Source organism: Flavobacterium tistrianum (assembly GCF_003254545.1).
GTDB lineage: Bacteria > Bacteroidota > Bacteroidia > Flavobacteriales > Flavobacteriaceae > Flavobacterium > Flavobacterium tistrianum.
The window spans coordinates 1-11651 of the sequence record NZ_QJRH01000045.1; the positions used below are offsets into that span (position 1 = coordinate 1).

12 protein-coding genes and 1 pseudogene are annotated in these 11651 nt (G+C 31.3%); 10 read left to right on the plus strand and 3 right to left on the minus strand.

Going from position 1 to position 11651, the window contains the following annotated elements; all coding sequences use genetic code 11:
• From DMB71_RS00310 to DMB71_RS00335, 6 genes are all read left to right on the plus strand, one after another.
• On the plus strand, positions 1-940 hold a 940-nt coding region (locus DMB71_RS00310), incomplete at its 5' end, for an RHS repeat domain-containing protein (RefSeq protein ID WP_317048388.1).
• 5 nt (positions 941-945) lie between these two features.
• Complete coding sequence (locus DMB71_RS00315) at positions 946-1638, plus strand: hypothetical protein (RefSeq protein WP_111362700.1); 693 nt, start codon at positions 946-948, stop codon at positions 1636-1638.
• A 137-nt stretch (positions 1639-1775) separates the two neighbouring features.
• Positions 1776-2102, plus strand: a complete 327-nt coding sequence (locus DMB71_RS00320) for a DUF6572 domain-containing protein (protein ID WP_111362702.1) — start codon at positions 1776-1778, stop codon at positions 2100-2102.
• 36 nt (positions 2103-2138) lie between these two features.
• Positions 2139-2846: a DUF4262 domain-containing protein gene (locus tag DMB71_RS00325; RefSeq protein WP_111362704.1), complete on the plus strand. Its 708-nt coding sequence runs from the start codon at positions 2139-2141 to the stop codon at positions 2844-2846.
• Between the two features lie 109 nt (positions 2847-2955).
• Positions 2956-4647, plus strand: coding sequence for a hypothetical protein (locus tag DMB71_RS00330; RefSeq protein ID WP_111362705.1), 1692 nt, complete (start codon positions 2956-2958; stop codon positions 4645-4647).
• Positions 4648-4775: 128 nt separating this feature from the next.
• On the plus strand, positions 4776-5102 hold the full coding sequence (locus DMB71_RS00335) for a DUF6572 domain-containing protein (protein ID WP_111362707.1): 327 nt from the start codon (positions 4776-4778) through the stop codon (positions 5100-5102).
• An 848-nt stretch (positions 5103-5950) separates the two neighbouring features.
• On the opposite strand, the gene DMB71_RS00345 is transcribed toward DMB71_RS00335, so the two are convergent.
• Together DMB71_RS00345 and DMB71_RS00350 are read right to left on the minus strand one after the other, a co-directional pair.
• Entirely contained in the window at positions 5951-7195 is a 1245-nt protein-coding gene (locus DMB71_RS00345) for a relaxase/mobilization nuclease domain-containing protein (RefSeq protein WP_111362710.1), read from the minus strand.
• Positions 7183-7539 carry a plasmid mobilization protein gene (locus DMB71_RS00350; protein ID WP_239452880.1) on the minus strand — a complete coding sequence of 119 codons (357 nt, stop codon included), beginning with the start codon at positions 7537-7539 and terminating at the stop codon, positions 7183-7185. Before DMB71_RS00350 ends, DMB71_RS00345 begins: the two co-directional genes overlap by 13 nt.
• 480 nt (positions 7540-8019) lie before the next feature.
• On the opposite strand from DMB71_RS00350, the gene DMB71_RS00355 reads away from it, so the two are divergent.
• Positions 8020-9321 carry a hypothetical protein gene (locus tag DMB71_RS00355; RefSeq protein WP_111362713.1) on the plus strand — a complete coding sequence of 434 codons (1302 nt, stop codon included), beginning with the start codon at positions 8020-8022 and terminating at the stop codon, positions 9319-9321.
• A gap of 295 nt (positions 9322-9616) precedes the next feature.
• On the opposite strand, the gene DMB71_RS00360 is transcribed toward DMB71_RS00355, so the two are convergent.
• On the minus strand, positions 9617-10030 hold the full coding sequence (locus DMB71_RS00360; protein WP_111362714.1) for a helix-turn-helix domain-containing protein: 414 nt from the start codon (positions 10028-10030) through the stop codon (positions 9617-9619).
• A 173-nt stretch (positions 10031-10203) separates the two neighbouring features.
• On the opposite strand from DMB71_RS00360, the gene DMB71_RS00365 reads away from it, so the two are divergent.
• The 3 genes and pseudogenes from DMB71_RS00365 to DMB71_RS22060 all read left to right on the plus strand — a co-directional run.
• On the plus strand, positions 10204-11061 hold the full coding sequence (locus tag DMB71_RS00365; RefSeq protein WP_111362716.1) for a hypothetical protein: 858 nt from the start codon (positions 10204-10206) through the stop codon (positions 11059-11061).
• A gap of 13 nt (positions 11062-11074) precedes the next feature.
• Entirely contained in the window at positions 11075-11413 is a 339-nt protein-coding gene (locus DMB71_RS00370) for a hypothetical protein (protein WP_111362718.1), read from the plus strand.
• A gap of 28 nt (positions 11414-11441) precedes the next feature.
• Positions 11442-11651, plus strand: a pseudogene (locus DMB71_RS22060) (hypothetical protein); the annotation flags it as partial.

The window sequence follows — 11651 nt, forward strand, 5'->3', positions numbered from 1 at the left end:
TCCTTTTGGATTAAAGCACAAAGCATATAATGATTATCTGCCGACAGCGAATAAGTATAAGTACAACGGCAAGGAGCTCCAAGACGAGCTGGGGCTTGGGATGTATGATATGGATGCTAGAAATTATATGCCAGACATTGGGCGCTGGGGTAATATCGATGCGTTGGCAGAGAGTTTTTTTAAAGATTCTCCATATAGTTTTTCAAATAATAATCCCATTTTCTTTGCTGATCCAAGTGGGCTGTCTCCTGAATCTACAAAAGAAGCTTTTGAAAGAACTATTGTAAATAGGAGTGGGAAAGTTTTAGAACATAGAGATGATGGAGACCCAGGTATTTACTTGGCCGATTTTGGATGGCGAGAGGGAGATTCAACAAATGGCTTAAGTTTGGTAGGATTTGAAAAACCAGGAGTTAAATATAATAAAGGAGATCAAGTTTTAATAGATATAAGGACAGGCTATGGCTTTGTACAGGGACAGAGAAAAGATGATTCTATAACACCTATCGGAGGGGCTGGTGACATTTTTGGAATTATTGAGATGCTTTCTATGACCACAGATGGAAATTCCGATATACTGGCATTATTGTTTATAATGAGAGGTAAAGGTGTTAACTCTTCTGCACTTGGAATTGGTAATGAACATCACTTAATTCCTGTGGCTGTATTTAAACAGCTTAAAGATGATTTAAAAGCATTAATGAAATTAGGCAGCAAAAAGAATTTTATGAGTTTAACAACTCCATTTCATGGCAATCATCCTCAATTTAGTAAGTATGTGAAAAATCAAATATTAGAACTTAAAAATGCAGGTTCATTGACGAAGGCATCGATTGAATCGTTACAAACTAATCTGAGAGCGATGATAAATAAAGCTGCAAGCGAATATGATAAAACTGGAAAAAATCTAAATGAATATTTTAGACAATTTAATAAATAAAAGAAATGAAATATTATCAAGTTAGTGTTTCTGCAGAGCCAAAAATTATTGGTGTAAAAAATGGAGTTTGTCAATTTAAGATAGATTATGAAAAGATATCTACTGAAAGTGTTTTTCAGGCTTTTTTTAATTTTTTCAACTATAGTAATAAAGCTATTTGGAAAAATCAGCATGACATAACGAATTTTGAAATTCCTGAAATAAAAGGAGAAATGCTGAATAAAGCGAAAGTAACAGATATTATGGGGTATACTCCATCTATCAGTTTTTTGAACGAAGCTTTTAGTTTTAAATATTTTAGTATTCTAAAGGAATATAATGTAAATATTTTAGGAGCTTTTGAAATTCAGATAAAAGATGTTATAGAGAAATATTTTTTATTGTTTTTTAAAGCCGTTTTATTGGATGAAATTAATTATGAAAATTCACTAGTAATGACGGGGCATCCAGTTTTAGATAATGTGGAGTATCATAAAATTGATAACGCAATAGATTATGTTCATTTTAAAGAAAAAAATCCAACAAGTCAGTTTAAGAAGATTTGTATCCCCAAAAAATATTTTGGAGAAGATGTTATTAATGTCCAGCCTTTGGCGAACCCTTTTTATTCAGAAAAATTAATAAATGAATTAACAGAAAAAAAAATTAAGGGATTGGATATTATTTTTGAAAATTCTGCTGAGCTTATTTTTATATAATTTTTATTGATCATTCAATGATTTTTAAATAGATAATAATCAATTTGTTGGCAAAGATCGAAATAAGCTAAGGGTGTATTTTATACGCCCTTAATTTTTGAAATAATGTTGGAATAATATTTTTTTAATGAACAAATATGTCTGTTGAAGAGAAAAATAAAATTGATGTTATTAGCGTAAATAAGGAGGAAATGTTAGTGCTAACTATATCTGATCATTTAGAGTGGAATGATGAGAACGAACATTTATTGCTTTTGCAAGACAAAATAAATAGTTATCTGGATTTTATTGAAAACGGTCAGCTGGCTGAAAGTTATCCTGATAAAGCTGATAAAACGATTATGATACAAATTGTTTTTAAATATCAGCCGAACAAAACAGCTGAAGAGTTTTTAGCGATGGTAGAAAGATTTCTAAATGAAAAAGGCCATGCCTTTGATTTCTATAAACTTGAGGGTAAATAATAGTAAATTTGGGTTATTTAGCATTAAGACAAAGTTATGAACAGAGAAGAGTTTTTAAAAATTATCAAGAATAACATTGATAAAAATGATTACCACCTTACATTAGTCAATGGAGGCCAGCATCCTGAATTTTCCTATTCAATAGGTTTAACAGAAAAGCTTGGATTTGAATTAATAATTGCAGGAGGATTTATTTCTACAGAAGATAATGAATTAATCTTTAGATATATTTACAATCAATTAGTGTCAGGGAAAAAAATCGATTCCGAATTTTATCCTTCAGAAAATAATAGTTTTTATTTAGGTACTGTTGATGCTTCATGGAGTAAAGAACTCATGCTTGGAGTTTATGATTATTATAGCGTAGACACAATTAAGGCATATCAAATTATCCCAAAAGAAAGAGCGCTAGATACTCCATTAATGTCAGAAACCAAGAAAACGGACGATCCTATCTGGAAGTGGCTAGATATAGATTGGAATTTAACCGCTCCTAAAAACTCATATGCGATAACTGACATATATTCGTTAAAAGGAAAAACAATCACTGAATTAACCAGATGGGAAGATCATGTATGGGAAATGTTTTCAGGCCCTGGGCCAGATTTCCAAGAAGAAGATATAAGAATAGTTTCTCTAGGAACGATTTTAGGAATAGATCCTTCTTTGGAACCAATTCTTAAGTTAGAAATTGGACAAGGTTTGTGGCGAGAAGATATAAATTCTGAATGGCAAGATTGGTAGCTAAAATTTTGTTTGTTAAGATTAAAAAGGATGAACAAATTGTTCATTCTTTTTAATTGCTAGAAATAATACTTAATAATATTAATTGCTTTGACGTAAATGAGATAATATGGCGATTCCTTTACAACAGATTTTTTATAAGAATTTAAATGATAATGATATAATTCATAGTATGAGTGTTAATTTTGAAGTTGTTCTCGATCAATCAGTGATAAACTGGGATCACAGGACAATTAAAAATGTTACGTTCAAAGAGAAAGTAATTGTCAAAGATGCTGATATTAAATCAGGTTTTCTTTTTGACAATTGTAAATTTGAAAAAGGGATAATTTTTCAGAACATAAATTCAAGACTTCTTAATACTGCTTATAATTATAGTATTGCATTTGAAAACTGCATTTCTACAACTATTGTTTTTGAAAGAAACTGTCACTTAGCAAAAAGAGTCTTAATAAGTAACGAATGTAATTTTCGAAATCTTTTTTTTAGCGAAACGATAGTTGTAAATGGGGGGATAAATATTTATGAATCTATAATAAAGTATATACATATTGCGCATTGTGAGTTTGCCTTGAATATGCAAAGATCAACAATTAATAAAGAAGTTCGAATTGAATCCTTAACAGGAGATATTAGCCTTTTGGCGAATGAATTTAATAAAGATATTGCACTCTGGAATATTGAGTGTCCATTCGGATTTTCTTCAAATCAGAACATTTTCAAGGAAAAATTTGAGATAAGCGCCTCTAGAATTAAGAAGCTCACTTTGTTTGGAGATCATTTCTATAAAAAAGGAGAATTAGAAAACAGAGATTTAACAGGCAATAATTTAGAAACATACATTAAAGAAATATATATATCAGAGACAAATTTTACCCAAGGTTTTGATTTTAATGGTCTGGGAAAAAAGTTGGACAATCTGGAAATTAAAAGTAATCCTGAATTGAAAGGAGTTTTAAAATTTGAAGGATGGGAATTAGATAGTACACTAATTACGGGGGTCAATCAAAATTTAAAATTATTGTTTAAAAGAATGTCATTCCGCTTTTTTATGATTAATGACTTTACTAACTACAGCGACATTAGTTTTGATAAATGTAATGGATTTAGTGATTGTACTTTAAATTTATTGGATTGCGATTTAGGAAGTACAAGATTCAATGAATTTGATTTCAATAGTTTTATAGAATTAAGATTTGATAATGTTACTTTGGATAGAATTAAGCCAACTAATAACAAATGGTTTGAAGATAAAAAACTTAAAATTGAAGTTGCAGAACAATCAGAAGAAGATAGATTCAGAAGAAAACGCGAAATATACCGTCAATTAAAGCAGGCGTTGAAGAACAACGGTAATCAAATAGATAGTCTTTTCTTCCAAGCTAAAGAAATGAAAGCTTATAGAAATGAACTTAAGAAATCTGCTAATTATGGATGTGGTGATAAAATAATAATGACTTTCAGCCAATCAAATGATTATGGGCTTAACTGGATAAAGCCAGTAGGAATAGTGTTTATACTAACCTTTGCTCTGTATATATTGATTCTTGCAGGAATATCTGATAAAATACTTTTTTCATTTTCTTGTGAGGCTGCAGATATGGAAAACACATTTGAGGTGTTTATTTCTAACTTCAAAACCTTTTGGGGTCTATTTAATCCTGCAAGAAGAACGGATTTAACTTATGGTTCATTAATCCAAACAGATTGGATATATTTTCTTGATTTATTACACAGAATATTTTTAGCAATTATGATTTTTCAAATTATTAAAGCTTTTAGAAAGCATGTTTCTAGTTAATCATTATTTAAAAACTTTTCCGAAGCAGAATGGATGTGTAAACAAAAATTATAGACAAAGTTAAGGGTGTCTATCTTACAAACTTATTTTTTTCATTAATGTAGAATCAAGTTTAAAAATATAAAAATATGTCTGTTGAAGATAAAAATGTGATAGATGTTATTACCATTGATAAACAGGGAATATTAGTTCTGACAATATCTGATCATTTAGAGTGGGATGATAAGAATGAATATTTGTTACTTTTACAAGATAAAATAAATAGATATCTGGATTTTATAGAAAGCGGGCAATTGGCTGAAAGCTACCCTGATAAAGCTGATAAAAAAATCATGATACAAATTGTTTTTAAATATCAACCTAACAAAACAGCTGAAGAATTTTTAGCAATTGTAGAAAGATTTCTAAATGAAAAAGATCATGCCTTTAATTTTTATAAAGATGGAAATAAATAATTTTAGATTTGGTTTTATTTAGTGTTCAGAAGGAGAATGGGTATATTCTGCTTTTTGTCTTTCGGAGTATGATATATTTTATTCAAGACTGCGGTGTTGTAAATATTTAAACGTGTAAGTTGTTTGTTGTCAGTTGTTTATGTGTATGAATTGTTGATAACATTGTTAATAACAAATAATTGAAAAAAAATTCCAAAATCTATGTAGTTTAGCGATGAAATATGCATTTCACCGTTAAAAAGGGCTGTTTTAGAGGAAAATTAAGGGAAATTTAAAAATGATAAAACTTCTCCAATAATGAAGTATATTTGTAATGCAGGTGAGTAAGTCATCTGAAGCCATAAAAAAACCAAAGGGTCGAGTCTTTGGTCTTTAAGCTGGATTATTAATCCTTTATATTTCTCTGTTATGGAAATACTTTATTTAGTCGGGGTTGTATTGATATTGTCAAAGCTTACCCACCTTGTCAAGGAAATGAGAAAATTCATCCTTGCTTGCAAGAAAAAGTAAAAAGTTAAACTTTTATACCACTGGAACCAATTACTGGAACTGGTGGTTTTTTATTTTTACAAATGTACAAATTATACGAATACAAATAAAGAAAATAATAGTAGAAATAATAACAGTACTAATAGATGTAAAAAAGGTATTAAAAGGAATGAATAAAATATAGGAACTAATAATGATAAAAGTAACAATAGCTGTAAAAGTAAAGAAAGTACTAATTATAAAATTAAGATAAGAACTTAAGTTTATTACTAGTATGAATTAATAACTATGAAAATTTAGTTGTGCTCACGAAAATTAGATAAAATAGTTAAGGGCGTAATTTTACGCCCTTAACTATTTTAAATCCCTTTATAAAGTCTTCTTTTCTTCTTCTGTTTAAACTTTTTAGAAACATATTCGTTTATTTTTTCTCCGCGAGGCAGAATTTCTGCAAGATTTTCTTTCACATATTCTCTTAATTCAGGATATTGAATGTCCTCAGAATTTCTTGACACAGAATTTTCATGTTTTCTTTCGAGTGCAAGAATGTTCATTGCACAGCTTTCCTGAATTCCTTTTGCACTGAATTCTTTCCCCAGACTGCTTCCATTGACAACCGACTGTGTTTTAAAGTCTATAAAAGTAATTCCATAAAGTTTTCCGTCACTGCTTTTTCGTAAAATAGTATGAATGGCTTCATCTTTGAGCCTTTCTGATAATCTCTCGATAGAAGTCATTCTTTCATCAAAAAAAGCCTGTGTCAAAGCATTTTTTACACGGCTTTTACAGTATTGTTTTTTTGATTCATTTACCCTGAATTTTTCCTCCAGAAATTTTAACGTAGGCCTGCTGTAGAATTCGCTGGCTTTTATCGGCACGCCTATCGGTTTTGAATTCTGGTCAAGTATCTTGTAAAGCAGTCCGTTGTTTTTAAAAACTCTCGATTCTTCGCTTCCTCTGTCAGCATGGACATTATAGTGGTTTAAAACTGCATTGAGTTCAGGCAGGCTTGAATATTTGTAATCAAATAAAACCTTGTTTAAAACTGAACTGATCGCTTTTCTGGACTCTGCTTTTCCGTATTGGACTCTGCCGACATCTATCGGATTTAACGAAAATTGTTCTTTCTGTTTTCTTCCTTCGGCTTTTACAAGTCCATACATTTCTTCAATTTCTTTTCGTGCAGGTTCTGATTTTCTGACTCCCAGTAAATGCAGATCGATTCTTTTTCCGTCTCTCTGAATGTTGTTTGTCACGATATGGCAGTGCGGATGCCCCGCATCATAATGCTGGTATACAAGATAAGGCTGTCTGCCGAATCCCAGTTTTTCCATATAGGTGTATGCAATTTCAGCTAGTTTTTCTTTCGAATGATTCTCCGAAGGGTCAAAGTTCAGCGAGATATGCACCGAATTCCGCTTCGTATTGGTATTGAGTTCTGCCAGTTTTAGAAAGCGGTTTAATTTTGAAGTGAAACTCAGTTTTTCCAGTTCCAGCGGATAATTTACCGCACTGATGCATTCCGCTTGTCCGATTGCAACTTTATTTTCATTGTAATTCAGAATGCCTCTTATGGACGGGCTTGTTTTTATCACTGCAACCATTTTTCTGCTATTTTCTGGGTATGGCCTGAGACTTCTTCCATTTTATCAAAAAGTCTTTTTCTCTGGATCTCGAAAAGATAAAGATGCCCTTTGAAATCGGGAACTGTGCTGAGCGTGTTTATCTTTCTGGCAATCTGATTGATATTATTGCCTATTGCTCGTAATTCGGAAGTAAGTACAGCTGTCTCTTCCATCAGTTCGTCTAAAGACTGGTTTCTGTAGGTGGCTACAATTGGTTTGTTGAATAAGTGGCTTCTGATGTGCTCACTTAATTTTCGGCAGGTGCTTGCTCTGAATCTTTTTTCCAGCTCGGCATACTCCAAAGGAGTGAATCGCAGTCCCACGATTCGTGTTCTGTTTGAATTTTCTCTTTTCATCATCTTTCATTTTCATTATTATCAAACTCTTTGCTTTTAAGATTCTCCACCGCCGAGTTCCGAGGCAATGGGTGGCAAGATAGGCGGTTGTTAAACAACCGTTCATCTTGCTGATTGCAGGAACGTGGCAATCTTCGGAGATTTTTAAAAGCAGGCTTCTAATTTAGCGAAAATATTTCTATGTATCATGCGTAAAATATGTGCATGATGGCTGTAGAATGTGACAACTAATAAATGCTTAAAAAAGAAAAAGGGAAAAAAGAAAGCAGTCTAAAATTGGACAAGCAGACAGATGAAGTGCTATAAGTCCCAAAGGGCATTTTTTGAGGAACGAAGAAAAATGTTATGCGCACTTCTCTGGCTGTGTCCAATAAATTTGTTTACTTTTTTATTTTTCACTTTCTTATAATATCTTTGAGCTTTGTAAAATGAATTAGATTGTTGTAAATGAGTAAAATAAATAAGTTTAAAGGTCTTAAATTTACAGAGGAAAATATTGAGGACATTTACCGTAATAATTTATTATTATACAGATACGAATTAAGCGATATTAAGTATAAAAATGCCAGCGATCTTATATATAATGAATTTGGTCTTATAACAAATGATGAACAATTAGCATCATATTCATCAGAAGGTTTTTCTATACAGGAAAAGGATTTTCTGGAATCTGAATTACAGCATTTGCTAGCCATTGATTTAAAAGATTTGAACTATGGTGAAAAACAAAAATTTTTAATTTACAAAGACTATATAGAATTAAAAATTAAATACCAAGGATGGTATCATGTAAAAAGTAGAAATGGTTTTTACACGATCCAAAGAAGCGGTATAGACAAATATAAAAAAGGAATTTATTCTTTTTATTTTAAGGATATTTACAATTTTAAAAATGAAAACGGAGTTGTTAACCAATTTTATTATGCCGAAAGAACAAAAAATTGGAGAAAACAGCGAAATGAATTGTTAAAAGCAAACGAAAATTTAGCATCAAGAGAATTCCTCTTATCGAGCTACTTACAATTATTATCGAGCTTAATGAATAAAGTAGTTAAACTGTTTTCAATAGTTGATAAATATGATGGTAGCGAAATCGGTCTAATTAATTCTTTTAATATTACAAAATCTGAGTTGTTACAATTATTAAGAGTAGTAGGAAATTATTCTCAAAATATTAATCACAATATAAATACTGGGCATTATAGAATTGCACTAGAAATTCAACATTTTTTCGTTTTAATGTTTGATGACATAATTGAAGTTATTGAAAGTTCTTTCTATATAAGAGTTAATAATACTCCGTTAAAGCAATATTTTGAAGAAACTAATTGTAAATTAAGCAACGCAATAGATTTAGCAAAATTAGATTTTCTATTACGATTAGACAATGACAATAAGTCCCCTATGTCTAATAATTCAAATTTTAACTTAGAGGAAAATAATTCAATATTTAAAACACTTGAGGGACAAATAATTTTTAATAAATTTTATAATGTATATAAAAGCGAATCAACGGGACAGCAATCTAAATTTAGTTTTCTTTTTTATGCATTAAGTAAATTTAATTTAATTAACTGTTCTACTTCGAGTTATATTAGTTTTTGTAAAGAATGTGATATTGCTATTAATACTGTTGTATCAAGGATGAAGTACGAAAATCTAGATGATGCGCATCCATTAATTATTGATTACAAACGTTTTTCCGCAGAATATAGTGAAAGCGAAAACAAACAACTTAATAAGATTTAATGTTCGAACAAATTCGAACATAATAGAATATTTCTAAACATATAAATTTTCCTGATCTGCCAATCTTTGCAGTATAAATTTAAAATTCATACAAGATGATAAAGGCGAAGGAATATTTTGGCAAGATTAAAAAAGTTTTAGAAACAATTTATTATTTAATTAAAATAATAGATTTTATTGTGTTTGTCTATATTAATATTTCAATATTTATATAGCAATTTTAGACTTTATAATTCAAACAAAAAAGAGACTTAAAGTCTCTTTTTTGTTTGAATTAAAATATCCTTTATAAGGCCTACTTGGCATTTAATAATTTTTCCAAATATTCAACTTTATCTTTTTCTGCTTGAATCAAACGTTCGTATAATTTGAGTTGCTGTTCATGGGCTTCTATTAGTTTATCAAGAGGATTAAAATTACAATGACTTGCATTGAATGCTCCATTTGTAAAGCTGTTATCACCAAAAGTGTTGAAATAATTAATCACGCCTTCATCAGAAAAGTTTTTAATTGCTTCCACGCTTACTCCTAAGGCTTTTGCCACTTCTGCTAATTTTTCATCATCTATATCTTCACTATTTTCTAATATTGAAACAGTCTGCTGGTTTGTTCCCATAGCCTGCGCCAGAGCTTCCTGCTTCATGTCTTTCAGTTCACGGATACGGCTGATTTTGCGCCCCATGTGATTCGGTTTTGTTAATGTGCTCATAGCTCAAAGATAATAATTAAGAATAAAAAAGCAGGATTTATGTATGATACAAAAAATCTCATGTACGGTACGGGAAAATTTGATACCGTACGGTACAAGTAATCACTTACTTGCCTGTGTGTTAAACAAAAATACAATTTTTCACACAAGTATTAACTAAAATATGTAAAATTATGAAAGCAATTCAAAACACCGCATCCGACTTGATTTATCGAGTTATTTCACAGAACATCGATCCGATAGGCATTTACTGTTTTGCAGAGAAGAAAAGCAGTTATACTTTTAATGAGCCTTTTCAGAAGCCCGTCCAAAAAGAAAAGCATGTCCATCTTTATCTGCTGGTCATAGCGGAAGAGTTTGAGGATAATATCGGCAATGACCTCACCGATAAAATAAAGAGCAGATCAAGAGGACAGATCACGGTAACCATTCTCATGCACAGCCTGAGAAACATCGTCAAATTATATGGAGACCAGCAGTATTTCTTCTGGAATATTTTTAAGAATGCGCAGAGGATTCATATAGATGCATATAGGTCGCCTATAATCTGGGCTAAGAATCCAGAAAAGAGATATGTGAAAAGCACTTCAGCATACGCAGGAGACAGAAGAAATGTTAGTGAATCGATCTGGGATTTTATCTATAATAACGACCAGTATTTTTCATATGAGGTAAGAATGTGTTCACTTCACCAGATAGTTGAACAGACCTGCCTTTCCCTTATAAGGGTATTTCTGGGATATACCCCGAATCACTTCTCACTGGGCTACTTATTTGAGCTGTGCGAATACTTCACGAGCTTGACTTCGGAATATTTTCCCCGAAACAGCAGTGATGAAAAAAACATGTTCAAGATTTTGAAAAAGAATCCAAACACGCTTCGTTTCAGCAGAAGCAATAGTTATGGTTACGATTACTATAGAATAATGGAAGGCAGATGCCGTGATTTTATGAAAGAAGCGGAAGCCATGATCCAGAAGGAACTTGAGAGGCTTGAGGGAATCCATCAGCAGGAAGTTTTATCTGCATAAAAAAAATGAAGTTATGGAAACCGATAAAATCAAAAAACTGGAAGACATCAGGAGGTTAAGCGGAAAACTGCTTAATACCCTGAAAAAAGCAGAGGATAAAAGAGAGATGTATAATGCAGAAATCAGGGTTTATGGCTATTGCGAACTCGGTTCTGTTGTCAGAAACCTAATGAAGCTGTGCATTATCGCTTTAGATCAGGACAGCGCAGAAGTTCCGCCTACGATTCAAAACCAATACATTGATGTTGGGCTTATACTGGGTATTGCACTTCAGCTTTTTCCAGTTGACGAACTTGAATTTTTAAATGAGATTGCTGATCTGTTTTCAGAAAATAAAGAAGAAACAGAATAGCCAACATAAAGTTTTAATATTTAATATTATGGAAACTGACAAAATAAAAACACTGGAAGAATTTAAAGATTTTGCATCCTATCATTTTAAACTGCTCAAACCTGCTCAGGACAAAGAGGGGGAATCAATACGTGAGATAAGATTTTATGGTTATGCAGATATGACTTGTCTCGGAGTGAATCTGATTAGAATGTGCCTGAATATTGTTTATTCGGATGAACTGGATAACAGGGACATT

Bases quoted from the DNA above. Each gene is read 5' to 3' on its own strand.
- DMB71_RS00315 (WP_111362700.1), top strand. From the start codon at position 946: ATGAAATATTATCAAGTTAGTGTTTCTGCAGAGCCAAAAATTATTGGT.
- DMB71_RS00320 (WP_111362702.1), top strand. From the start codon at position 1,776: ATGTCTGTTGAAGAGAAAAATAAAATTGATGTTATTAGCGTAAATAAG.
- DMB71_RS00325 (WP_111362704.1), top strand. From the start codon at position 2,139: ATGAACAGAGAAGAGTTTTTAAAAATTATCAAGAATAACATTGATAAA.
- DMB71_RS00330 (WP_111362705.1), top strand. From the start codon at position 2,956: ATGGCGATTCCTTTACAACAGATTTTTTATAAGAATTTAAATGATAAT.
- DMB71_RS00335 (WP_111362707.1), top strand. From the start codon at position 4,776: ATGTCTGTTGAAGATAAAAATGTGATAGATGTTATTACCATTGATAAA.
- DMB71_RS00345 (WP_111362710.1), bottom strand. From the start codon at position 7,195: ATGGTTGCAGTGATAAAAACAAGCCCGTCCATAAGAGGCATTCTGAAT.
- DMB71_RS00355 (WP_111362713.1), top strand. From the start codon at position 8,020: ATGAGTAAAATAAATAAGTTTAAAGGTCTTAAATTTACAGAGGAAAAT.
- DMB71_RS00360 (WP_111362714.1), bottom strand. From the start codon at position 10,030: ATGAGCACATTAACAAAACCGAATCACATGGGGCGCAAAATCAGCCGT.
- DMB71_RS00365 (WP_111362716.1), top strand. From the start codon at position 10,204: ATGAAAGCAATTCAAAACACCGCATCCGACTTGATTTATCGAGTTATT.
- DMB71_RS00370 (WP_111362718.1), top strand. From the start codon at position 11,075: ATGGAAACCGATAAAATCAAAAAACTGGAAGACATCAGGAGGTTAAGC.